This window comes from Actinosynnema pretiosum, assembly GCF_002354875.1.
Lineage (GTDB): Bacteria > Actinomycetota > Actinomycetes > Mycobacteriales > Pseudonocardiaceae > Actinosynnema > Actinosynnema auranticum.
Window position 1 is genome coordinate 7,790,606 of the sequence record NZ_CP023445.1, and the last position, 22,343, is coordinate 7,812,948.

The window sequence follows — 22,343 nt, forward strand, 5'->3', positions numbered from 1 at the left end:
ACGCTCGTCGGCGGGCGCCCCGAGCGGGTTCATCGGCCGTGGATACATCGTGCGCACCTTCGTGTGCCCGCGGAAACGCGCGGGCGGCGGGGGCGGTCGGAGCGGTCATGCGACACAGCAGCGATGCGGTCCTGCTCGCCGGGGCGGGCGCGGGCGACGAGCGGGCGTGGCGGGAGATCGTCGGGCGGTACGCGCCCCTGGTGCGATCGGTGGTGGGGGACCACCGGCTGACCGAGGAGGAGGCGGTGGACGCCTGCCAGTCCACGTGGTTGGCGCTGGCCGAGCACGCGGACGCGCTCCGGGACCCGGCGAAGCTGATCTCCTGGCTCGCCGCGACGGCCCGCAACCAGGCCCGCAAGCAGCTCAGGACCCGCTGCCGGGAACTCCCGGCCACCGCCCTGGGCGACACCGCGGCAGGCGACCACTGGCACGACGCGCTCACCGGCGGCGGCTGCACGGGCGGCGGACGGCGGACGAGCACGTGGTGGGGCGGCTTCACCCTGCCGAACGATCCCCCGCCCCCACCAGCCCCGACACCGCCGACCCACCAGACCCCAACACCCCCGCCAACCCCCTCGCCCCTCCCAGCCCGCTCGACTTCGGCGACTCCCTCGACCCCGGCGCTCCCCTCGAAGGGGGCCCACCCAGGGGTGGCTCGCCCAGGGGCAGCTCACCTGGGCACGGCGCTCTCTCCGAAGGCGGCTTCCTCAGAGGCGGCGTCCCTGGACGCGCCACTCTCCCCAGAGGCCGCTCGCCCAGAGGCGGCATCGATGGACGCGCCACCCTCTCCTGAGGCCGCTCACCCAGAGGCGGCCTCCATGGACGCAGCGCTCTCTCCGGAGGCGGCGGCTTCCCGAGGGGCAGCGTCCCCCTCTCCCCTGCTGGTTCCGGGAAGTCCGGCGCATCCGGCGGGTTCTGCGCATCCAGCGAATTCTGCGGAGCCAGCGGGACCGGCGCGTTCGGCGGGACCGGCGGGTGCAGCGGGTCCGGCGGAGGCAGCGAGTCCAGCAGGTTCGACGCGCTCGGCGGGTTCGACGCGCTCGGCGGGTTCGACGCGCTCGGCGGGTTCGACGCGCTCGGCGCGCCCGCTGAGCCCGTTCGCCCCTTTTGGACCGTTCGGCGTCTTCGGCGCGGGTGGGGGTGCCGGGCGGGTCGGGGAGCCTGGGGGGTTCGGGGAGTCCGGTGAGGACTTCGTGGTGCGGCGGGCGCAGGAGCGGGCGTTGCGGGTCGCGCTGGACGGGGTGGACGAGCGGTGCCGGGCGGTGCTGCTGCTGGTCGCGGCCGGGCCTCGGCCCGACGGGCGGTTGATCGCCGAGGCAGCCGGGGTCGCCGCGTGCAGCGCGGGCGCGGCGCGCGGGCGGTGCCTCGCGCTGCTGCGCCGCCGCATGGCCGAGGCGGGGTGGTGAGGCGCGCCGGCGCGGTCCGGGGGCCTCCCCGACCCCCGGCCACCCGGCCGCCGCGACGCAGGGTCCCGGGAGCGCTCCCGGACCGGGTCACACGAACGGCCCACACCGGGCAACCACCCCCAGGTCCCGTGCATCTGCACGTGCGGTCGTTCGCCCGGAACGGTGACCGACGGGTAAGCCCTCACACGCTGCACCCCACCAACGTCCACATCGGACGCGAAAGGGTGGTTCCGAAGGGGTCCACAACGGACGGACGAGGGCATGAGCACGTGGCGTGACAACGACTGACGGTGTTCACACCCCCTCCCCGCGCCCCGGACAGCCGCAGAGGACCGCCCTTACGGGTTGCTTCGCCCCGATGCCGTTCGCAAAAGCTGCGCCCGGTGCTAGACATACCTCGAACGTCGACCTCAGAACGGTCCCGTCCCGTTCGCCCCATCCGGAACGGTGGTGATCCGCGTGGCACTCAGCAACGTCCTGCGCCGCGGCGGCTCGCTGCTGCTCAGGGGATTCGTGGTGGCGGGGCTCGCCGGAGCGGCCTGGCTGGCCGCGTCGGGGAGCGCGTGGGCGGAGGACGACCAGGCGGTGCTCGGCGCCACGACCGGCGACAGCGCCCAGGTCACGGCGGTGAGCCCGGTCGCGGCGAAGCTCGCCGCGCTCCAGGGCGCGCTCGCGCAGAGCGCTCAGCTACCCGAGTCGACGGCCGTTCAGCCGTCTCGACTCACCCAGTCGACGGTCACTCAAACGGTCGTCCCTCAGCTCGGCCAACCCCTGCACGCGCAGTCAGCGCCAGCCCAGTCGGCACCCGCCGCGCTCGCCCAGTCCGGGTCGACGTCGACGGGGCCGACCTCGGCGCAGCTCGCCGCGCAGGCGCTCGGGGCGTCGACCACGACCCCCGCGCGGCAGCCGCAGTCCACCGCGACGGGCGCGTTCCAGGCCACCACGCAGGCAGGCGCGCAGCCCACCTCGCTCCAGGGGGCGGCGCTCCAGGGCTCGGCGCTCACGGGCCAGCAGTCCGCGCAGCAGCCCACTCAGCAGTCCACCGGTGTCGCGCAGGTCCAGGGCAGCTCCCTCACCGGGAGCTCCCTCATCGGCGGCGCCACGACGGGCCCCACCTCCGGCACGAACCTGTCCGGCGGTGTGGTCACGACGATCCTGACCGCCTCGGACCTCGAAGCCTCCGCGCTCACCGGTCAGGTCACCACGATCCCGGTGCTGATCGGCGGCAGGGTGGTCGGCAGGCTGACGATCATCCAGGGGCTGGGCGACGCGATCGCGAACGCGGCCCCCGGCACGAGCCCGGACGCCCGGACCGACCCCGCCGCCCAGGAGCCCCAGGCCACCGAGCCGACCGCGGCGCCCCGGTCGGCCGCCGCGCCGGACGGGTCCCCCTCGGCCCCGACCAGCACCACCCCCCGCAGGCAGCAGACCCCCGTCGTGACGCAGGCGGCTCCCGAGCAGGCGCACGAGGACGCGCCCGCCGAGCCGCACCAGGAGACCTGGGAGCGCCCGGCGCCCGAGGCCCCCGCGCACCCCCCGTCCCCCGCGCCGCAGCACGCGCCGTCGGGCGGCCCCTCGGCCTCCTCGGGCGGGGCGCAGGACACCTCGTCCAGCAACAACCGGGGCGGCAACGCGCCGACCGCGCTGCTCACCCCGTCGGCCGACCTCCCGACCCCCGTGATCCGGGTCGCGGAGCGCGCGGACGACGACCGCTCACCCGGCCGCGTCCCCGGCCTGCCGAGCACCTCGCCCGACTGAACGACGCCGCCAGGCACCGGTCCGTGCGCGCCGAGGCGCTTGCGCAGAGCACCGTCGTTCCTCCCCGCACCACAGGCACACCCCCGCACAGGCTCCCCGTTCCTGCCGACCGCGCCCCGGCACGAACGGGAACGGTCCCGACGTCGCGCTGCCCCCGCGTCGACGGGATCGCACGGGAGCCCACAGCGGGAGACGCCACTCCCTGGAGCGTCTCCCGCTGTGGGTTCGCTTCGCTTCGCGAAGCGGAGCGAAGGCACCCCACCCCAGCAGCACCAGAGCCGAACTCGGCAACCACCTCGGGACGACCGCGCCGAAGCGAGTAGCCGCTCCCAACCCGGCCACCAGCCAAGCCGCGCACCTGCTCTCCCCAGGCCACCCCGGATCCGCCGCACCTGATCCCGCGCCCACCGCAGCGCAGTCGATCACCCGCAGGCGACCGCCCCGAGCGCACCCGGCCGAGCCCCCGTCAAGCCACCGGCACCTCCACCTCCTGGTGCGGCACCGACCCGCCCCCCGACACCGCCGCCGCCACAAGCCCCAACCGCCGCACCGCCTCCCGCAGCACGTCCGGCGGCAGCACGAACGGCAGCCTCAGCCACCGCTCGAACCCCCCGTGCGCCCCGAACCGCGCCCCCGGCGCCAGCCGCATCCCGTGGTTCTGCGCCACCACCGCGATCCGCGTGCTCACCGGCGCGTCCAGCTCGCACCACACGCTCAACCCGCCCCCCGGCCGGTCGAACCGCCACTGCGGCAGGTGCTCCCGCAGCCCCGCCATCAGCACGTCCCGCTGCCCGGCCAGGTGCCGCCGCCGCTCGGCCAGCCCGGCCTCGGGTTCGGTCAGCAGCTCCGCGAGCACCATCTGGTCCAGCACCGCGGACCCCAGGTCGAGCGCGGTGCGGCTGGACACCAGCCGGTGCACGACCTCGGTGGACGCCCGGATCCACCCGATCCGCAGCCCAGCCCAGTGCGACTTGCTGGCGGACCCGAGGGTCACCACGAGGTCGTCGGCGAACGAGGCCACCGGCGGCGGCCCGTCCAGCGGGTCACCGTCCAGGTCCAGTTCCACTATGGTCTCGTCGACCACGAGCGGGGTCCGCGCCCTGCGGGCGAGGTCGGCCAGCTCGGCGCGGGTCGCCGCGTCCATCCGGTGCGCGGTGGGGTTGTGGAAGTCCGGCACCACGTACGCCATCCGGGGCGCGGCCTGGCGCAGCGCGGCGGCGATGCCGGGCAGGTCCCAGCCGGTGTCGGTCATGGCGACCGGGACCGGGATCGCCGACATGGCCTTGATCGCGTCGAGCGCGTTGGGGTAGCTGGGCTGCTCCACGAGCACCCGGTCACCCGGCCCGGTGAGCATCCGCAGCACGAGGGCCAGCGCGTGCTGCGCCCCGCTGGTGACCAGGATCTGGTCCGGGCTGGTGGGCAGCCCGCGCGCCTCGAACCGCTGCGCGATGCGCCGCCGCAGCTCGGGCACCCCGTGCTCGTAGTACCCGTGGTCGACGAGCTGCTCGGGCAGCCGGGCCCGCACCGCGTCGAACGCGGGCAGCAGGCCCGGGATCGCGGGCGGGGCGGCGCGCGCGAAGTCGACCATGCTGCTGCCGACCAGCGGGGTGTCCGCCCCGCCGACCAGCGCCCCGCCGCTGGGCAGGCTGATCCACGTGCCCGCCCCGCGCCGGGACGCCACGAGCCCCTCGGCGCGCAGCTGGTCCAGGGCGGCGCTGACCATCGTCCGGCTGACCGGCAGCGCCTCGGCCATCTCCCGCTCGGCGGGCAACCGGGTCCCGGCGGGCAGCCTCCCGTCGAGGACGAGCATCCGGACGGCGGCGGCGAGGTCGGCGGACCCGTGCCGCGCGCCTCGTCGTCGCCACTCGCCGAGGAGCTTGGCGAGCCTGAACCCGGAAACACGTCCACCTGGCGGGATCGAGTGCTGCATGAGGCCAATTATTGGCTATTGGCCCTTCTCAGTTCGATGAACACGGGCTGAAGATGGCCACATGCTCGCAGCCCTGACCCAGTTGCCCGTCACCACGGCACCCGTTCGCCGCCTGCCCCAGCTGTTCCTCGGCCTGTGGCTCTACGGCACGAGCATGGCCCTGCACATCCGCTCCACCCTGGGCCTCGACCCGTGGGACGTGCTGCACGAGGGCCTCGCGCAGCGCACCGGCCTGTCGTTCGGCACGATCACGGCCCTGGTCGGCGTGCTGGTGATGCTGTGCTGGATCCCGCTGCGCCAGCGGCCGGGCGTGGGCACGCTGGCGAACATCGTGGTCATCGGCGTCGCGGTGGACGCCGGGCTGGCCGTGCTGCCCGAGCCGACCTCGCTGCCGTGGCGGGCGGTGTTCCTCGGGCTGGGCATCGTGCTCAACGGCCTGGCCGCCGCCACCTACATCGGCGCCCGGCTCGGCCCCGGCCCGCGCGACGGCCTGACCACGGGCTTCTGCGCGCGGACCGGGACCTCGCTGCGCCTGGTGCGCACCACCGTGGAGGTGGCGGTGCTGGGGATCGGCTGGCTGCTCGGCGGCACGGTCGGCGTGGGCACCGTGCTGTACGCGCTGGCCATCGGCCCGCTGACCCAGGCGTTCCTGCCGCTGGTCACGTACGTGGAGCCGCGACCAGCCTCCTGACCTCGGCGTACCGGACGCCCCGGCCGCCGAGCACCTCGGACACCGGCCCGCGCGCGACGAGCAGCGCGAGCACGAGGTGGTCGGCGGTGAGCACCGACGAGCCGAGGTCGAGCGCCTCGGTGAGGCAGCGGGTGAGCACCTGCTTGCTCTCGGGCGCGAACGGCACGTGGTTGCCGAACAGCCGCCACCTGCGCCCGGTCCTGGTCGCCGTCCCCCCGCCGCCCGCCGCGCCGAGCGAGCGCTCCGCCGCGCCCAGCACCTCGTCCACGTCGATGCCGAGCCCGCGCAGCGCCTCGACGTCGGCGCCGGTCAGCCCGCCCCTGCGGCGGATGTCCGCGAACTCGGCCGCCACCTCGTCGTGCGGCAGGTCGAACCCGGCGAGCGCGGGCGCGTCGAGCAGCGCGAGCGCCAGGTGCTCGGGCTCGACCCGCTTGGACCCGGCCCGCTCCGCCTCCCCCACCGCCGCCACGACCGCCTGGCGCGCCTCCCTGGTGAACCGCTCCCCGATCATCGGTCTCCCCCGTGCTTCTTGTGGACGGCCTGCCGGGTGACCCCCAGCTCGGCCGCGATCTCCTGCCACGACCACCCGTTCGCCCGCGCGTTGCGGACCTGCGCCGATTCCAGGTGCTCCAGGAGCTTGCGGAGCGCGCTGACCGCCCGCAGCCCCACCCCCGGATCCCGATCTCCCGCCGCCGAGGCGAGTTGCGTCGCTTCCGTCATGGCGTCAACCTTGGTTGACACATCCGGGTTTGTCAACCTGGGTTGACGCCGTTCCGGGTCGACGCCGCTCTAGGCTGGCGGCGTGACGCAGGCCCACCCGACGCCCGTGATCAGCACGGCCGAGCGGCCGGGCGTCGGCCTCGACGGGCTGCCCCGCCCCACCGAGGACCGGGTCGTCCTGCTGGAGAACGCCGTGGTGCTGCTCGACGGGGCCACCTCGCCGACGCCGAGGCAGCGCGACGGCGGCTGGCACTCGCGGGAGCTGGCCGCGCAGTTCACCGGGCCGCTGCTGGGCGACCTGGCCGAGGAGCTGGCGGGCGCGATCGACCGCCTCCGCGCCCGGCACGGCCTGGTCCCCGGCGACTCGCCGTCCAGCACGGTCGCGATCCTGCGCTGGTCGGCCGAGACGGTGGACGCGCTGGTGCTGGCGGACAGCCCGGTCGTGGTGTTCGGCCCGCCCGGCGGCCCGATCCCCGAGGAGGGCGAGGTCGTGGCCGACCACCGGCTCCGGGACCTGCGCGGGAAGGTGGCGAAGGTCACCGACTGGCGGAACCGGCCCGGCGGGTTCTGGGTGGCCGAGGCCGATCCGGCGGCGGCCGGGATGGCGGTGCGACGGAGCTGGCCGAGGGACGCGGTGTCGACGGCGGTGCTCGCGACCGACGGCGTCTCCTGCGGGGTGGACGACTACGGGCTGTTCCCGTGGCGGGAAGTGACGCGGATCGCATTCCGGAATGGGCCGGAGGCGGTGCTGGACCGGATCCGCGCGGCCGAGGAACGTGATCGGGATCGCACTCGCTGGCGGCGCGCGAAAGCGCACGACGACCAGGCGATCGCGGTGATTCGATTCGACTGACCGAACGGCTCCCGGATAGCGCGCGACTATTCGGGGACGACACCGCGGAAAAGCGAGAGCCCCGCAGGGAATCCCTGCGGGGCTCTCGAATGTTGTTGGTGGCCAGGGGCGGGGTCGAACCGCCGACCTACCGCTTTTCAGGCGGTCGCTCGTACCAACTGAGCTACCTGGCCAGGTAGCTGGCCCGGCCTCAGCCGAACAGCCTTGCGACCCAGACGGGACTCGAACCCGCGACCTTCGCCGTGACAGGGCGACGCGCTAACCAACTGCGCCACTGGGCCTTGCTTCGTGCAGATCGTACCTTACTCTACTGCGTACCCCCAACGGGATTCGAACCCGCGTTACCGCCTTGAAAGGGCGGGGTCCTAGGCCGCTAGACGATGGGGACCCTCGTTCCTCCGGCAGCCCTGGTGGGCCACCTTCTTCCCAGGCCCTCCAACCGCTGTCGTTGGAAGCATCGTAACTATAGAACACACCTGCCAGATACTCCAAAACGGGGGGTCCAAAGGTGAGGTGACCTGCGATTTCAGGTTCACCGCCGCGCCCAATCCACGATCTCGGGGCCCCTCGACCCGGCGCATTCGTCGCCGAGGAGGGGGTAAGCCCTGGGAACCGGGCACCCCGAACGGGCTCACCGCTCCGAGCGACCCACCCCCGACTACCCGTTCCACCCCGACCAACACCACCCGGACGAGCCACCACCGCTCGGACCGCCGGGGCGCGGGCGGAGGGGCGCGGACGGAGGGGCGCGGACGGAGGGGCAGCCCGCGCCGCGCACCAGGCGCCGGCCCCGCGCGGCCCTCAGGCGCCCTCGGGACCCGCGCGCCCACCCGGCCACCCCGACCGGACGCCGCCACGCCCCCGGAACGCCTCAGGCCCGTTGGAGGCCCGGAGAGCGGGGAGGCCGTGAAACGCAGAGCACCACCCGCGCCCCGGAGGGCTCGGGTGGTGCTCGTGGTGCGTCGACGCCGGTGAACCGCCCCCCGCCACGCGCGGGGAGCGGAGCCCGGTCACCGCTGGACGGGCGGCACACCGCCGTCCTCGCCCGGCGACAGGCCGAGCATGTCGAGCAGCAGCTTGCAGTCCTCGGCGCTGGTGGCCCCACGCGCGACCGACAGCCGCGCCCGGTGGACCTGTTCGTCGGAGACGCGCGACGGCTCCCCGGTTCGCTGGGCGGGGACTCCTCCTCCGCCCGGCCTCGACCCGATCTCGTCCTGGTTCCACAGGAACTGCCGAACTTCTAGGGACCCGCTCATGACGCCTCCCCGACTTGAGGTTGGCGCGAGGCTAAGCGAGCCCTGCGAAGTGCCGCAGCCCCCCGGAGAGTGATTCGGGGTCCACGCAGCGTTACTTTCCGTGCAAGCGCACGGCCCCCGGAGCACTCGTGGTGTGCTTGGCGGCGAACAGGAGGGCGGTACCCCATGACCCAGCCGGAACCCGGCAAGCAGCAGGAGCAGACCACCGAGCCGACGCCCGAGGAGGTGAGCGCGCCCGCGGCCGGGGAGGTGACCACCGGTTCACCCGAGCGGAGCAGCGCTGAGACGCCCGACGCGCCGCACGTGCCGTTCGCGGACCCCCAGGCGGTGTTCGCCGGGCTGTCGCTGGCCTCGCTGGAAGCCGACCTCGACGCGCTGATGAGCGACAAGATGGGCGAGCTGGACGGGATGCTCGCGGGTCTGGAGCAGCTCGTGGAGCAGTTGGAGGGGGAGGTCACGCAGCTGGAGAAGCCGTCGGACGACTCCGCCTGAGCCACTACTACCCCCTGGGGGTATCCTCGGAAGCGCAAACGGCCTTCGAGGAGAGCGAGTGGACATGACTGTCGCCACCTACACCGTCACCGGCATGACCTGCGGTCACTGCGTCAGCTCCGTCACCGAGGAGCTGACCGGGATCGCCGGGGTCACCGACGTGTCCGTCGTGCTGGAGAGCGGCGCCGTCACCGTGACCAGCGACCGCGAGCTGGGCCTGGACGAGGTGGAGGCCGCCGTCGCCGAGGCCGGTTACGAGCTGGTGGGCTGACGGCGATGACGACTGCGGAGACCGGGACCAGCAGGGTCGAGCTGGCGATCACCGGCATGACCTGCGCGTCGTGCGCGAACCGGATCGAGCGCAAGCTCAACAAGCTCGACGGGGTGACCGCTTCGGTCAACTACGCCACGGAGAAGGCGAGCGTCGAGTACCCGGACGGCACGGACGTGGCGGACCTGGTCTCCACGGTCGAGGCGGCCGGTTACGGAGCGCAAGCACCGCAACCGGACCGCGCCCCCGAGCCGGAGGAGGACGACCACGCGGGCGACCTCCGGCTGCGGGTGCAGCTGGCCGCGGTGCTCGGCGTGCCGGTCATCGCGCTCTCGATGGTCCCGGCCTGGCAGTTCCCCGCCTGGCAGTGGCTCTCGCTCGCGCTGGCGACCACCGTGGTCTGGGTGTGCGGCTGGCCGTTCCACCGCGCGGCGGCGGTCAACCTGCGGCACGGGGCCAGCACGATGGACACCCTGGTGTCGATGGGCGTCGCGGTGTCCTACCTGTGGTCCGTCCACGCCCTGGTCCTCGGCGGCGCGGGCGAGCTGGGCATGACGCACGGGTTCAGCCTGCTGCCGCGCCCGTCGTCGACCGGTGACGTCTACCTGGAGGTGGCCGTCGGCGTGACGCTGTTCCTGCTGCTCGGCCGCTGGCTGGAGGCCAGGTCGAAGCGGCGGGCGGGGGCCGCGCTGCGGGCGCTGCTGGCGCTGGGCGCGAAGGACGTGGCGGTGCTGCGGGACGGTCGCGAGACGCGGGTCCCGGTGTCCGAGCTGCGGGTCGGCGACCGGTTCGCGGTGCGGCCGGGCGAGCGGATCGCGACGGACGGGGTCGTGGTCGAGGGCGCGTCGGCGGTGGACCGGTCGATGGTCACCGGCGAGTCGGCGCCCGAGGAGGTCGGGACCGGCGACCGGGTGGTCGGCGGGTCGGTCAACGCGGGCGGCCTGCTGGTGGTCGAGGCGACCGGGGTCGGCGGGGACACCCAGCTGGCCAGGATGGCGGCGCTGGTCGAGCAGGCGCAGTCCGGCAAGGCCGAGGTGCAGCGGCTGGCGGACCGGGTGTCGGCGGTGTTCGTGCCGGTGGTGCTGGGCATCGCGCTGGTGACGCTGGTCGGGTGGCTGCTGTCCGGGGCCCCGGTGCAGTTCGCGGTGACGGCGACGGTGGCGGTGCTGGTGATCGCGTGCCCGTGCGCGCTGGGGCTGGCGACGCCGACCGCGCTGCTGGTGGGCACCGGGCGGGGCGCGCAGCTGGGCATCCTGGTCAAGGGGCCCGAGGTGCTGGAGTCGACCCGGCGGGTGGACACGGTGGTGCTGGACAAGACCGGCACGGTGACGACCGGGCGGCCGGAGCTGGTGGACGTGGTGCCCGCGCCGGGCGTGGAGCGGGCGGAGCTGCTGCGGGTGGCGGGCGCGGCCGAGCACGGCTCGGAGCACCCGATCGCGGCGGCGGTGGTGCGCGGGGCCGGGGCCGAGGTCGGCGAGCTGCCGCCGGTGACCGGGTTCGCGAGCGAGGTGGGCGTCGGGGTGTCGGCGGTGCTGGGGGGTCGGCGGGTCGAGGTCGGCCGGTTGACGTCGGCGCGGCTGCCCGAGGAGCTGGCGGCGGCCGGGCGGGAGCTGGAGGGCCGGGGCCGCACGGTGGTGGCGGTGACCGCGAACGGGCTGCCGCTGGGGCTGCTGGGCGTGACCGACGCGGTGAAGCCGACCAGCGCGGAGGCGGTGCGCGGGCTGCGCGCGCTGGGGTTGCGGCCGGTGCTGCTGACCGGGGACAACGAGGTGGTGGCGCGCGCGGTGGCCGCCGAGGTGGGCGTCGACGAGGTGATCGCCGGGGTGCTGCCCTCGGGCAAGGTCGACGCGGTGCGGCGGTTGCAGGAGCAGGGCCGGGTGGTCGCGATGATCGGTGACGGGGTGAACGACGCGCCCGCGCTGGCGGCGGCGGACCTCGGGCTGGCGATGGGCACCGGCGCGGACGCGGCCATCGAGGCGGGCGACCTGACGCTGGTGCGCGGCGACCTCCGGGTCGCGGTGGACGCCATCCGGTTGTCCCGGCGAACGCTGCGGACCATCAAGGGAAATCTTTTCTGGGCGTTCGCCTACAACGTCGCCGGTTTGCCGATCGCGGCGCTCGGATTGCTGAACCCCATGCTCGCGGGGGCCGCGATGGCCTTCTCCAGCCTGTTCGTGGTCTCCAACAGCCTGCGCCTGCGCGGGTTCCGCGGGACCGCGGGCTGAAGAATTTCCGCGCACCCACTCCCGTGGCGCACGGGCGCGTGCAAGAATCCGAATTGCTGACACACCCCCGGTCAGCACCTGTGGAGATCCCCTCCGGCCCCCGCGTTCCTCCCCCTGGCGCGGGGGCCTCTCCATGCCACAAATACTGTGACCCGCGCCACACGCCTAGGCGTTCCGCAACCGGACCGTTATCGTGGCGCGGTGGCTCTTGGTTCCCTGGGACGCAGGTCCAGCAAGCACCGCTCCGAGCAACCCGAAGCGGGTGGTCCGGTCGGTGGCGACGACGAGCTGACGTCGTACCTCGCCGCGCTCGCGCCGGAGACCGTCGACACCGAGACGACCGGCTCCGGTTCCAGCTTCGGCAACGCGCAGGTGTACCAGCTCCGGCTCCAGCTCATGGCCAACGAGCAGCTGCGCGAGCTGGCCGCCGAGCGGCAGACCTCGCCGCAGGCGCTGGCGACCGAGTGGGTCATGCAGCGCCTGGAGTGGGAAGCGCGTCAGCGCGGCATGATGTAGCGCTCCGTGATGTGGTGTCGCCCGTACGGCGTGCACCTGTGCGGGTGAGGCTCCCCAGTGGGCCGACCCCCTCCGACGAACGCCGAGGGCGCCGTCCCGGACCTTCCCAGGTCCGGGACGGCGCCCTCGGTCCGTCGTGGGGAAGCCTTCGGCCGCGGTCGGCGGCGCCCCCGGCGGGGTTCGCTCAGAAGGCTCGCACGTTCTGGGCCTGCGGCCCCTTCGTGCCCTGGCCGATCTCGAACTCCACCCGCTGGTTCTCCTCCAGCGTGCGGAACCCGTTGCCCTGGATCTCCGAGTAGTGCACGAAGACGTCAGGTCCGCCGTTGGACTGGGCGATGAAGCCGTAGCCCTTCTCAGCGTTGAACCACTTGACAGTGCCCTCTGCCATCCGCCTGCCTCCATCGCAGGAAAGCTTGGGGCTGCACGGTGCGGCCCCGGCCGTCCCGGGGGCGTTCCCCCCGCCGACGCAAGCGGGGAGAGGCACGCCCGCGTGTTGTTCCGCGAGCGTGTGACACGACACAGAAACCACGGCCTGCGCAGGCGAGAGTATCGGGACAACCCCGCCAGCACTACCGAGTGCGAGGAACCATCACTTCTGAGTGATCACTTTTCGGTGACCGCGGGCGGCTCGGGCAGGGCGATGTCCGCGCTGCCGAGGTTGCGGTCCAGCGCCGCCTTCCACTCCCCGGTGCTCACCATCTTCTCGATCGCCGAGGCCACCTTGCCCCTGCCCGCGGCGTCGTCCTTGGCCAGGCCGATGCCGTAGCGCTCGGTGGTGAAGGGCTCGCCCGCGAGCTTGAGCAGCTCCGGGTTCTGCCCGACGAAGCCGGTCAGGATGGCCTCGTCCGTGGTCACGGCGTCGACCTTCTCCGCGAGCAGGGCGGTCACGCAGTCCGAGTACTGGCCGTACTCGACCAGCTCGACGTCCTGCGCGAACTCCTCCTTGACCTTCGCCGCCGAGGTCGTGCCGGTCACCGAGCACAGCTTCTTCCCGCTGAGCGCGTCGGTGCCGGTGATGGCCTCCTCGGTCGCGCGGACCAGCAGGCCCTGCCCGGTCTGGAAGTACGGACCCGCGAAGCCCACCTGCTGCTTGCGCGGCTCGGTGATCGAGTAGTTCGCGACCACCAGGTCGACCTCGCCGGAGGCGATCAGCTTCTCGCGGTCGGCGGGCCGGACCTCGCGCCAGGTGATGCCCGAGGGCTGCACGTCGAACTGGGCGGCGACGTACTTGGCCACGTCGACGTCGAAGCCGACGAACTCGCCGTCGATCCGCCGCTGGGACATGCCGGGCAGGTCGTAGCGGATGCCGATGGTGAGGGCGCCGTCGTCCGCCTTGCCCTCCAGGGTGCCCTGGTCCGCGCTCCCGCAGGCGGCCGTCGCCGCCAGGACCGCAGACCCCGTGATCGCCATGACCAGCTTCCGGTAACGCATCCGCTCGCACGCCTCTCGTCGTCCGGGAACGTGGTGCGGATCGCGCACCAAGCCGCCAGCAATGCTAAGCAGCCGGGTCCGAATGCCGGCTGTGCGGTACGTCTCAAAAGCGCAACGACATACCCCTTCTGGAGCAACAAAGGGGTTGTTCGCACCCTTCCCGAACGCGTCCGGATGTGCTTCCAGGGGGTGGGGGTCAGGGGCGTTGGGGATCGGGTCAGGGCTGGGGCAGCAGCGCCCGGCGCGGGACCACGGCCAGGCCGCCGCGCCGGATCGCCCGCGTCACGTGCCCGCCCGGCACGCTCCACCGCAGCGGCGCGGGCACGAGCCTGGCCGCCGCCCGCAGGCCGCGCAGCAGCCGGGTCGCCCGCTCCGCCGGGTAGGCGGGGCGGCCGTGCAGCGCGATCGCCCAGTCCGGCAGCAGCGAGTACGCCAGGCGCCCCAGCAGCGGCTCGTACACCGCCAGCGCGTGCCGCAGCGGGCCGGGCAGCGGCGGGCGGCGCAGGAACTCGCGCACCAGCTCGGAGTCGGCGGTCCGGCGCAGCCGCGGGCGCACCCCGGCGAAGTACTCGGCCAGCTCGCCCGCGCTGCCCGGCACGTCCCGCGCCCGCAGCCCGACCAGCTCGGCCGCGCGCCGCTGCTCCCGGTAGTACCGGTCGACCTGGGCGGGGCTGAGCCGGTAGCCCGCGCGGCGCACCACGGTCGCGAACGAGGACACCTCGGCGCAGTGCACCCACAGCAGCAGGTCCGGCTCGTCGAGCGGGAACGCGCGGCCGTGCTCGTCGGTGGCGCGCAGCGCCCGGTGCACCGCCCTGACCCGCCGGGCGGCGCGCTCGGCCTGGTCGGTGGTGCCGTAGGTGGTGACGCCGACGAAGCTCGCGGTGCGGACGAGCCTGCCCAGCGGGTCGCTCCGGAAGTCGGAGTTCTGCACCACTCCCGCGACCGCGCGCGGGTGCAGCGCCTGGAGGTGCAGGCTGGTGATCCCCGCGACCCACATCGCCGGGTCGGCGTGGAGCTGCCAGGTGACCGTCATCGGGCCGAGCAGTCCTTGGTCCACGCACGCCATGGTGCTCCAGGCGCTGCCCGTCCGGGCAGACCTCGTCCCCCCGACGCGCCGCACCCTTGCGGGCGAGGCGCTCGTTGCCCGGAGTGGGTGAAGAATCGTCCAGCGGTAACGGATGGCCGCTGACCAGCGATTCCACGTGACACCGTGGGATGCCGTCGGGACGGGTGCGGGGGATGAGCAGTGGGAGACGGGCGCTCCTCGCCGGGGGCGTCGCGGCGGTGGCCGCCACGACGCTGGCGGTGCTGCTGATCGCCGCCGACACCCCGAGGCCGGTGGAGTCGCGCCGGATCGTCGCGCAGCCGGGCGCGGGGGTGCTCAGCGCCACCCACACGACCGACCTGCTCGGCCGCTCGCCGACCCCGCCGCCGCTGCCCGCGCCCACCGAGGTCAGGGCCGCGGTGGAGCCGGTCGGCGAGCAGGGCGAGGGCGCCACCACGCCGACCACGACCGCGCAGCCGGTCGTCACGACCACCGCGCAGCCGCCACCCAGCACCGGTGGCGGGCCGCCGTCGGAGCCCAGCGGCCCACCGCAGGGCGGGGCGCCGCCGGAGTCCGGGCCGGGCGCGGGCCAGCCGCCGCCGGGCGTGCGGCCGACCCCGCCGACGACCACGCAGCCCACGCAGCCGTCGGGGGTGTGCGACCGGGCCTACTGGACCACCGGGTCGTGCGTGCCGTGGCTGATCCCCTGGTACGTGGAGGACTCGTGCGCGTGGCTGCGCGGCCGGGGCGTCGGGATCATCCTGGTGCCCGCCCAGGACCGGCACCGGCTGGACAGCAACCGGGACGGCGTCGGCTGCTTCCTCGGCGACCGGGGCCGGTACTGAGCCGCAGCGGGTTGAGCGCGGCGGACCTGGGCGCAGCCGCGGGCCCCGCCCGCTAGTCGCCCAGCCCCTCGATCGCCTTCCGGACCTCCTCGACCCGGTCGGCCAGCAGCCCCACCGCGCCGACCGCGCGGGTCAGCGGGTCGTCCCCGCCGCCGAGCGCCCGCTCCCGCAGGTACCCGGCCTTCACCTCGGCCCAGCGGCGCGCCCGCTCCCCGTCCAGCGCCCCGCGCAGCTCGGCCAGCTTCAGCAGGTTCGCCTCGGCGCCGGAGGTGAGGGTCTGCGCCTCGCCGAGGTAGTGGTCGTCGAGGACGGCCTCCAGCTCGGCCTCGTCCATCACGGGCACGACCTTCTCCACCAGCTTGTTCATGTTCCGGTAGGAGCCCTGGAGCAGGAACGGCGGCTCGGTGCGGGAGGCGTCGGCCTGGCCCGCGGAGGCGATGTAGGCGCGGTTGACCGCCAGCACGACCTCGCGCAGCCGCAGCACCTTCCGCAGCACCGACAGCACCTGCTCCAGCTCGGCCGCCGGGTAGGTGTGCCCGAGCCGGTCCCGGCTGATCCGCTCCCCGGCCGCCATCCGCACCAGCAGCTCCAGGTCCGCGCGGGACCGGGAGGACAGCGGGGCCAGCACCGGGTTCGCGGTCAGCGCGTTCTCCACGTAGGACAGGGAGAACAGCTCCTCCCGCCCGGACAGCACGTCGCCGAGGTTCCACACGTCGGCCCGGTTGGCGAGCATGTCGGGGATGCGGAACCGCTTGCCGGACTCGGTGTACGGGTTGCCCGCCATGCACACCGCGAACCGCTTGCCGCGCAGGTCGTACGTCCTGGTGCGGCCCTCCCAGACGCCCTCCATGCGGCGCTGCCCGTCGCACAGCGAGATGAACTTCTGCAGGAACTCCGGGGAGGTGTGCTGCACGTCGTCCAGGTACAGCAGGACGTTGTTGCCCGCCTCCAGCGCGAAGTTGACCTTCTCGACCTCCTGGCGGGCGGTGGCGTTCGGCGCGTCGGCCGGGTCGACGCTGGTGACGCCGTGCCCGAGCGCGGGGCCGTTGACCTTGACCAGCAGCAGGCCGAGGCGGTCGGCGACGTACTCGACCAGGGTGGTCTTGCCGTAGCCGGGCGGGGAGATGAGCAGCAGCAGGCCCATCTGGGCGGCGCGCTTGGCGTCGCCGGTCGCGCCGAGCTGCTTGGCGAGGTTGTCGCCGATCAGCGGCAGGTAGACCTCGTCGAGCAGCCGGTTGCGCACGAACGCGCCCATGACCTTGGGCCGGTGCTCGTCCAGCCGCAGCCGGTCGCGCTCGCGGGCGACCAGGTCGTTGCGCAGCCGCTGGTAGGCGCGGAACGCGGGCACCCGGTCGGCGCGGAACGCGGCGGTCCTGGCCAGCAGCTCGTCCAGCCGCACGGCCAGCCGCCCGCCGCTGATCCTCGGGTGGTCGCCGAGCAGGCCGGTCACCTCGGACTCGACGGGCGCGTCGACCGCGCGGCGCGGCAGGTCGGGGCACACCTCGGCGGCCACGGCCTCCGGCAGGTCCGGGTCGGCGACGCCGCCGAGGAACGCCTCGTACCAGCCCTCCACGAGGGCGCGGCGGGCACCGGCGTCGTCGGCGAGCGCGGCGAGGTCGGCGTCCAGCTCGGCGCGGTCGCCGAGCGCGCGGTGGAACGCCTCGGTCAGCGCGCGGGCCCTCGCCCCGGAGGCGAACGCCAGCGGGGCGCGGCACAGCTCCTCGAACAGGTACTCGCCCGCGGTCGGGTCGCCCGCGCGCTCGCCCAGCTCGGCGCACAGCGCGTCGACGGCGGCGGAGCGGCCGAACCTGGCCCGCGCGCGGCCCAGCGACGCGGCGCGCAGCGACCAGCGGCGGCGGTCGTCCTCGTCGGCGCCCGCCCACAGGTACTGGGCGGCGGCGCGGGACGCGGGCGGGTAGCGCAGCACGTCGGCGCCGTCGGCGAGGCGGACCAGCTCGGCCAGCAGCAGCGCGGCGTCGTGGTCGTGCACGCCGCGCTCGTAGCCCTCGTCCAGCCTGCTCTCGGCGACGTGCCTGACCAGCTCGGGCAGCGTCCCGGCCTCGGCCCCGGCGCGCAGCTCGTCGGCGGGCTGCTCGGCCAGCACGGACGCGGCGAGGTGCTCGCCGCGGTAGACCTCGGCGGTCTCGGAGACCACGGCCTGCGACCAGAACGGCGCGGTGCCCGCGAACCCCGGATCGCGCACGGGCGCGCGGAAGTCGGTGCCGGTGACCGCGAACGCCATGCCGCCGTCCTTGGGCACGAGCGTCACGTCGACGGGCTGGGTGTTGACCGCGAACCGGTGGGCGCCCAGCTTGATCGCGTCGCCGTCGAACATCTCCAGCCGGTCGCGCAGCGCCCGCCCGGCCTCCTGCCTGGCGGCCAGCACGCGGCCGTCCAGCTCCTCGGCGCGCACCTGGTCGCCGAGGCCGCGCAGCTCGTCGGCGACCGCGCGCAGCCTGGCGACCATCGGGTCGGAGGCGAAGTAGGTGTTGACCTCGTCCTGCGAGGACAGGCCGACGACCCGGCGGGCCACGCCCGCGAGCACCCGGTCGGCGGAGGCGGCGAGCCGGTCGGCGCGGCGGGCGCGCTCGTCCAGCAGCGCCTGCTTGCGGGAGGAGAACGCCTCGTAGACGTCGGTGCGCCGGTCGGCCAGCCGGGCGAGGAAGTCGTCGAACTCCCCGAAGCGGGACTCCAGGTTCTCCAGCTTGAGCAGCAGCCCGCCGAGCTGCTCGTCGCAGCGCTCCGGGGTGTCGGCGACGGCGATCGCGCCGGTGACGGCCTGGCCGAGCAGCGCCAGCTCGGCGGCGAACTCGGCGCGGCCCTCGGCGGCGACCAGGTCGCGGCGGCGGCCGTCGACGGTGGCGCGGACCCGGTTGAGGCCGGCCAGCACGGAGCCGATGCGCTCCAGCACCGAGGTGCGGGCGGTGGCGTCGGCGATGTCGAGCCCGCCGACGACCTCGGTGAGCACCTCGAGGCCGCGCTGCTGGGCGAGCAGCTCCTGCGCCAGCGGGGCGGCCTCGGCGGTGGTGCGCAGCTCGGTCGCCTTGGCCAGCAGCGAGTCCACCTGCTCCTGGTGCGCGGCGAAGGCGTCCTCGCGGCCGAGGAACGCGACGGCGCGGGCGCCGACCGAGGCGATCTCACCGTCCAGGGTGGACACCAGGCCGTCGATGCGCTCGTCGTCGGCGTAGCGCACCTCCTTGAGCGTCACCAGGTTGCCCTGCGCGCCGCGCAGGTCGGTGAGCAGCCGCACCCAGGCGTCGGCGGTGTCGAGCACGTCGCTGTGCGCGCGGCGCAGCAGCGCGGTGACCCGCTCGTCGGCGTCGGACAGCGCGCCCTCGGCCTGCGCGGTGAGCTCGCGGACCGTCTCGAACTCGTCGAGCACCAGCCGCGCGGTGGCGCGCAGCCGCGTGACCGGGGTGCGCAGGTCGCCGAGGTCGGCGTCGCCGAGCCAGTGGTGGGTGTCCACGACCCTGGCGCACGCGGCGATCAGCGCCTCGAACACCGCGGCGGTCGGCTCGCTCTCCTCGGCGGCGGCCACCACCGACAGGCAGTCGGAGATGCCGCGCACCAGGTCCGCGTTGCCGACCCGCTCCAGCGGTCCGGTCCCGGTGCGCTGGGCGGCGGCGTGCGTGTCGGACTGGAACGGGGTCAGCCACACCTGCACCGGGTGCACCCTGGTCGGCTCGTCGCCGCCCGCGCGCAGCAGCACGAGGCCGCCGTCGTCGAACAGCGCGTGCCCCCGGCACGGCAGCGGGGCGGCGACCTCCTTGCGGATCACGTTGTAGGGCAGCAGGAGCGCGCGGTCGGCGGCGCGGAAGGCGTAGAGGACGTCCTCGCCGTTGGGCGAGCGGACGACGCGGTCGAACGCCAGGCCGCCGGTGTCCACGCCGTCGAACGTGCGGGCCGCGCCGGTGGCCAGCAGGTAGCCGCCGGGGAAGACCAGGCCCTGGTCGTCGGGCAGCCGCACGCAGGAGGCGCCGATGCCGTCGAGGCGGGTCGCGGCGCCGGTGCGGGTGTTGAAGACCAGGTGCCGCCAGGCGGTCTCGTTGTACGGGCGGACCCGGATCAGCACCAGCGGGCCGACGCGGGCGTGCTCGACGTCGGCGTCGGCCAGGCTCTGCAGCGGGTCGTCGACCGGCTCGCGCAGGACCGCGCGGTCCGAGTCGGGGTCGTTCTCGGTCTTGATCACCAGCGAGCCGCCGACCGCCGAGACGAACACCTCGCCCAGCACGGAGATGTGCGGGTGGCGGCCGAGGACGTGGTCCTCGCGGGTGGCCGGGGTCCAGGTGAAGTCGTGGGTCGGCGGGTGGACGTGGTCGCGCTCGCCCCGGTTGTCCAGGTAGCGCACGGCGCCGTCGACGCCGACCTCCCAGCGCAGCACCCGGATGTCCTGGGCGCGGGCGCCGGTCTGGAACACCGCGAGCAGCCTGCCCTCGACCCGGCGCAGCCGGACCAGGCGGGCCTGGCGGTAGTAGCGGTGCAGCTCGGCGAAGTCGCGCAGGAAGCCGGGGTCGTCCAGGAGGCCGGGCAGGTCGTCGTCCCCGGCGTCGAGCAGGGTCGCCGAGCCGTCCACGTCGGGCTGCCCGCCGGTCCCCGCCGCGCGGCGGTGCAGGGAGAGGACCTCGGCGACGGCGGTCTCGTCGACGCGCAGCGCGGCCGGGGCGTGGTAGCCGACGAGCAGGCGGCCCGCGACCTCGACCACGTCGACCGGGACCAGGTTCGCGCCGGTGCGGACCTGCTCGGTGCCGAGGAGCCGCAGCTCCGCGCCGCCGAACGCCTCCAGCCTGCGGGTGTTGAGCGCCTCGGCCGCCCCGGCGAGCCCGGCGGCCTGGTCGGCCAGCCGGGCCCGGAGGATCTCGTAGGCGCCCGCGTCGAGGGCGGCCGTCACGACTGCGCGGCGAGGGCGGCGACGGGGCGCTCGGCGACGCCGAGGCGGGTGGCGTGGTCGAGCAGCTTGCGGAGCTTGTCGGCGTCGGGGCCGCCCGCGCTGATCATGTGGTGGAGCGCGGCGGACACGGTGAGGTTCTTGACGTCCTCGGTGCCGAACGAGCCGAGGACGCGGGTGATGTCCTCGGTGAAGCTGGCCTTGCCGTTCAGCCACGGCTCGACCAGGGTGCGGGCGACGTCGGAGTGCTCGACGAACCCGTCGACGCCCTTGCCGACCGAGATCGCGCCGACGACGCGCTCGAAGAACGCGGTCTCGCCGCCGACGATGTCGATGTCGGCCTTCTCCAGCCCGGCGGCCAGCACGGCGGCCTGCGACTCGGCGACCTGCCGCTGCACGTGGAGGCCCGCGAGGCGGATCTCCTTCTCGGCCTCCAGGCGCAGGCGGTACTCCTCGTGGCCGCGGGTGACCTCGTCCATGGCGGCCATGGCGCCCGCCTTGTCGGCCAGGCCCTCGGCCTCGCCCTTGAGCTTCTCGCGGATGGCCTCGGCGGCGACGAGGGCCTTCTCGCGCTCCACGACGGCCTCGGCGCGGCCGACCTTCTCCACGGCGGCGGCGGAGCGCTCGCGGACCTGCGCGTCGGCCAGGCCCTCGGCGGCGGCGTCGGCCTGCTTGCCCTCGGCGAGGCGGATCATGGCGCGGGCGTCCAGCTCGGCGGCCTGCTGGCGGGCCTCGGCGAGCACGAGCTCCTCGCGGGCCTTGAACTTCGCGGCGGCCTCGGCGGCCTCAGCGGCCTTGATGTCCTTGACCAGGCCCTCCTGGGCCTGCCCCTCGGCGCGGATGACGGTGGCCTGGCGCTCCCGCTCGGCCTCCTCGACGGCCCGCAGCCGCTTGATGTTCTCCTCCTGCTCGGCGACCGTCTTCTCCACGGCGACGCGCTCGCGCACGACCTCGGCGACCGAGCGCTTCTCGCCCTCGACCTCGCGCTCGGCGGCCATGCGCGCCAGCTCGGTGTCGCGCTCGCGGGAGACGACCTCCAGCAGCCGGTCCTTCTCGATGCGCTCGGACTCGATCGCGATCACGCGCTCGCGGTTCTTCTCGGCGACGGCGATCTCGCGGTTCTTGTTCTCGTGCTGGATGCCGAGCTGCTCCTCGGTGCGCAGGTGCGCGGCGCTGGCCTTGAGCCGCTCCTCGGCCTGCACCTTGGCGATCTCGGCCTCCTCGCGCGCCCGCAGCGTCTCGACCTCGCGCTTCTGCTTGATCTCCGCGTCGGCCTGGCGGCGCTCCAGCTCCAGGATCGTCTCGCGCGCCTCGACGTTCTGGCGGGTGATCTCCTTCTCCTCGGTGCGCTGGAACTCGTTGGTGCGCACGTGCTCGATCGCCGTCAGCTCGGTGATCTTGCGGATGCCCTGAGCGTCGAGGATGTTCGTCGGGTTGAGCTGCGCCATCGGCGTCTGCTCCAGGTAGTCGATCGCCGCGTCCTCCAGGCTGTAGCCGTTGAGGTCGGTGCCGATGACCCGGATGATGCGGTCGCGGAACTCGTCGCGGTGGGTGTAGAGGTCGACGAAGTCGAGCTGCTTGCCGACGGTCTTGAGCGCCTCGGAGAACTTGGCGTTGAACAGCTCCTGCAGGGTGGCCTCGTCGCTGGCGCGCGCGGTGCCGATCGCCTGGGCGACCTTGATGACGTCCTCGACGGTCTTGTTGACGCGCACGAAGAACGTGATCCGGATGTCGGCGCGGATGTTGTCCTGGCAGATCAGGCCCTCGGTGCCCGCGCGGCGGATCTCGATCGTCTTGACCGAGATGTCCATGATCTCGGCGCGGTGCAGCACCGGCATGACGACGGCTCCGGTGAACGTCACGTCCACCTTGCGCACCTTGGACACGATCAGGGCCTTGCCCTGCTCGACCTTGCGGAACAACCGGCTGACGACGACCAGCAGCGCGATCAGGACGAGAGCGCCGACGGCGATGAGCACGCCGAGGCCCGTGGTGATGGCACCCATTCCCGGAAAACCC

General features: G+C 74.3%; 18 protein-coding genes, 3 tRNA genes and 1 pseudogene. 10 read left to right on the forward strand and 12 right to left on the reverse strand.

The window, feature by feature from the left end; translation table 11 throughout:
• Positions 1-107 precede the first annotated feature (107 nt).
• The 3 genes and pseudogenes from CNX65_RS38435 to CNX65_RS33460 form a co-directional block, all read left to right on the forward strand.
• A pseudogene (locus tag CNX65_RS38435) lies at positions 108-362 on the forward strand (RNA polymerase sigma factor); the annotation flags it as partial.
• A gap of 834 nt (positions 363-1,196) precedes the next feature.
• Complete coding sequence (locus CNX65_RS37600) at positions 1,197-1,406, forward strand: hypothetical protein (RefSeq protein WP_049797028.1); 210 nt, start codon at positions 1,197-1,199, stop codon at positions 1,404-1,406.
• 459 nt (positions 1,407-1,865) lie between these two features.
• Positions 1,866-3,164, forward strand: coding sequence for a hypothetical protein (locus CNX65_RS33460; RefSeq protein WP_157767946.1), 1,299 nt, complete (start codon positions 1,866-1,868; stop codon positions 3,162-3,164).
• Positions 3,165-3,630: 466 nt separating this feature from the next.
• Here the strand turns inward: CNX65_RS33460 and yczR are convergent, their stop codons facing one another.
• Positions 3,631-5,094, reverse strand: a complete 1,464-nt coding sequence (gene yczR, locus CNX65_RS33465) for a MocR-like transcription factor YczR (protein ID WP_096497273.1) — start codon at positions 5,092-5,094, stop codon at positions 3,631-3,633.
• A 61-nt stretch (positions 5,095-5,155) separates the two neighbouring features.
• On the opposite strand from yczR, the gene yczE reads away from it, so the two are divergent.
• Entirely contained in the window at positions 5,156-5,785 is a 630-nt protein-coding gene (gene yczE, locus CNX65_RS33470) for a membrane protein YczE (protein WP_096497274.1), read from the forward strand.
• On the opposite strand, the gene CNX65_RS33475 is transcribed toward yczE, so the two are convergent.
• Together CNX65_RS33475 and CNX65_RS33480 are read right to left on the reverse strand one after the other, a co-directional pair.
• Positions 5,754-6,296: a Clp protease N-terminal domain-containing protein gene (locus CNX65_RS33475; protein WP_096497275.1), complete on the reverse strand. Its 543-nt coding sequence runs from the start codon at positions 6,294-6,296 to the stop codon at positions 5,754-5,756. The genes yczE and CNX65_RS33475 overlap by 32 nt on opposite strands.
• On the reverse strand, positions 6,293-6,505 hold the full coding sequence (locus tag CNX65_RS33480) for an AsnC family protein (RefSeq protein ID WP_015805466.1): 213 nt from the start codon (positions 6,503-6,505) through the stop codon (positions 6,293-6,295). Before CNX65_RS33480 ends, CNX65_RS33475 begins: the two co-directional genes overlap by 4 nt.
• An 82-nt stretch (positions 6,506-6,587) precedes the next feature.
• Here CNX65_RS33480 and CNX65_RS33485 point away from each other — a divergent pair, with 82 nt between their 5' ends.
• Positions 6,588-7,358: a hypothetical protein gene (locus tag CNX65_RS33485; RefSeq protein WP_096497276.1), complete on the forward strand. Its 771-nt coding sequence runs from the start codon at positions 6,588-6,590 to the stop codon at positions 7,356-7,358.
• A gap of 96 nt (positions 7,359-7,454) precedes the next feature.
• Here CNX65_RS33485 and CNX65_RS33490 read toward each other — a convergent pair.
• From CNX65_RS33490 to CNX65_RS33505, 4 genes are all read right to left on the reverse strand, one after another.
• A tRNA-Phe gene (locus CNX65_RS33490) sits at positions 7,455-7,531 on the reverse strand.
• 34 nt (positions 7,532-7,565) lie between these two features.
• Positions 7,566-7,639 (reverse strand) — tRNA-Asp (locus tag CNX65_RS33495).
• A 34-nt stretch (positions 7,640-7,673) separates the two neighbouring features.
• A tRNA-Glu gene (locus tag CNX65_RS33500) sits at positions 7,674-7,746 on the reverse strand.
• 622 nt (positions 7,747-8,368) lie between these two features.
• Entirely contained in the window at positions 8,369-8,614 is a 246-nt protein-coding gene (locus CNX65_RS33505) for a hypothetical protein (RefSeq protein ID WP_015805468.1), read from the reverse strand.
• Positions 8,615-8,779: 165 nt separating this feature from the next.
• On the opposite strand from CNX65_RS33505, the gene CNX65_RS33510 reads away from it, so the two are divergent.
• The 4 genes from CNX65_RS33510 (at position 8,780) to CNX65_RS33525 (ending at position 12,118) form a co-directional block, all read left to right on the forward strand.
• A complete protein-coding gene (locus tag CNX65_RS33510; RefSeq protein WP_096497277.1) occupies positions 8,780-9,106 on the forward strand; it encodes a hypothetical protein in 327 nt (108 codons plus the stop codon).
• 64 nt (positions 9,107-9,170) lie between these two features.
• On the forward strand, positions 9,171-9,377 hold the full coding sequence (locus tag CNX65_RS33515; protein ID WP_096498124.1) for a heavy-metal-associated domain-containing protein: 207 nt from the start codon (positions 9,171-9,173) through the stop codon (positions 9,375-9,377).
• Positions 9,378-9,382: 5 nt separating this feature from the next.
• Positions 9,383-11,602 (forward strand): heavy metal translocating P-type ATPase, encoded by a 2,220-nt coding sequence (locus CNX65_RS33520; RefSeq protein ID WP_096497278.1) that lies wholly within the window; start codon positions 9,383-9,385, stop codon positions 11,600-11,602.
• A 201-nt stretch (positions 11,603-11,803) separates the two neighbouring features.
• On the forward strand, positions 11,804-12,118 hold the full coding sequence (locus tag CNX65_RS33525; RefSeq protein ID WP_096497279.1) for a hypothetical protein: 315 nt from the start codon (positions 11,804-11,806) through the stop codon (positions 12,116-12,118).
• Between the two features lie 184 nt (positions 12,119-12,302).
• On the opposite strand, the gene CNX65_RS33530 is transcribed toward CNX65_RS33525, so the two are convergent.
• The 3 genes from CNX65_RS33530 to CNX65_RS33540 form a co-directional block, all read right to left on the reverse strand.
• Positions 12,303-12,506 carry a cold-shock protein gene (locus CNX65_RS33530; RefSeq protein WP_015805473.1) on the reverse strand — a complete coding sequence of 68 codons (204 nt, stop codon included), beginning with the start codon at positions 12,504-12,506 and terminating at the stop codon, positions 12,303-12,305.
• Positions 12,507-12,721: 215 nt separating this feature from the next.
• On the reverse strand, positions 12,722-13,549 hold the full coding sequence (locus CNX65_RS33535; protein WP_096497280.1) for a glutamate ABC transporter substrate-binding protein: 828 nt from the start codon (positions 13,547-13,549) through the stop codon (positions 12,722-12,724).
• A 217-nt stretch (positions 13,550-13,766) separates the two neighbouring features.
• Entirely contained in the window at positions 13,767-14,615 is an 849-nt protein-coding gene (locus CNX65_RS33540; protein WP_177154556.1) for an oxygenase MpaB family protein, read from the reverse strand.
• 173 nt (positions 14,616-14,788) lie between these two features.
• Here CNX65_RS33540 and CNX65_RS33545 point away from each other — a divergent pair, with 173 nt between their 5' ends.
• On the forward strand, positions 14,789-15,439 hold the full coding sequence (locus tag CNX65_RS33545) for a hypothetical protein (RefSeq protein WP_157767947.1): 651 nt from the start codon (positions 14,789-14,791) through the stop codon (positions 15,437-15,439).
• Between the two features lie 52 nt (positions 15,440-15,491).
• Here CNX65_RS33545 and CNX65_RS33550 read toward each other — a convergent pair whose 3' ends face one another.
• Complete coding sequence (locus CNX65_RS33550; protein WP_096497282.1) at positions 15,492-20,327, reverse strand: DNA repair ATPase; 4,836 nt, start codon at positions 20,325-20,327, stop codon at positions 15,492-15,494.
• A complete protein-coding gene (locus CNX65_RS33555) occupies positions 20,324-22,330 on the reverse strand; it encodes an SPFH domain-containing protein (RefSeq protein ID WP_096497283.1) in 2,007 nt (668 codons plus the stop codon). Before CNX65_RS33555 ends, CNX65_RS33550 begins: the two co-directional genes overlap by 4 nt.
• Between the last annotated feature and the right edge of the window lie 13 nt (positions 22,331-22,343).

Excerpts from the sequence above, each read along its gene's own strand:
- CNX65_RS33520 (WP_096497278.1), top strand. The coding sequence starts at position 9,383 with ATGACGACTGCGGAGACCGGGACCAGCAGGGTCGAGCTGGCGATCACC.
- CNX65_RS33480 (WP_015805466.1), bottom strand. The coding sequence starts at position 6,505 with ATGACGGAAGCGACGCAACTCGCCTCGGCGGCGGGAGATCGGGATCCG.
- CNX65_RS33515 (WP_096498124.1), top strand. The coding sequence starts at position 9,171 with ATGACTGTCGCCACCTACACCGTCACCGGCATGACCTGCGGTCACTGC.
- CNX65_RS33475 (WP_096497275.1), bottom strand. The coding sequence starts at position 6,296 with ATGATCGGGGAGCGGTTCACCAGGGAGGCGCGCCAGGCGGTCGTGGCG.
- CNX65_RS33535 (WP_096497280.1), bottom strand. The coding sequence starts at position 13,549 with ATGCGTTACCGGAAGCTGGTCATGGCGATCACGGGGTCTGCGGTCCTG.
- CNX65_RS33530 (WP_015805473.1), bottom strand. The coding sequence starts at position 12,506 with ATGGCAGAGGGCACTGTCAAGTGGTTCAACGCTGAGAAGGGCTACGGC.
- CNX65_RS33540 (WP_177154556.1), bottom strand. The coding sequence starts at position 14,615 with ATGGCGTGCGTGGACCAAGGACTGCTCGGCCCGATGACGGTCACCTGG.
- CNX65_RS33505 (WP_015805468.1), bottom strand. The coding sequence starts at position 8,614 with ATGAGCGGGTCCCTAGAAGTTCGGCAGTTCCTGTGGAACCAGGACGAG.
- yczE (WP_096497274.1), top strand. The coding sequence starts at position 5,156 with ATGCTCGCAGCCCTGACCCAGTTGCCCGTCACCACGGCACCCGTTCGC.
- yczR (WP_096497273.1), bottom strand. The coding sequence starts at position 5,094 with ATGCAGCACTCGATCCCGCCAGGTGGACGTGTTTCCGGGTTCAGGCTC.
- CNX65_RS33510 (WP_096497277.1), top strand. The coding sequence starts at position 8,780 with ATGACCCAGCCGGAACCCGGCAAGCAGCAGGAGCAGACCACCGAGCCG.
- CNX65_RS33545 (WP_157767947.1), top strand. The coding sequence starts at position 14,789 with ATGAGCAGTGGGAGACGGGCGCTCCTCGCCGGGGGCGTCGCGGCGGTG.
- CNX65_RS33555 (WP_096497283.1), bottom strand. The coding sequence starts at position 22,330 with ATGGGTGCCATCACCACGGGCCTCGGCGTGCTCATCGCCGTCGGCGCT.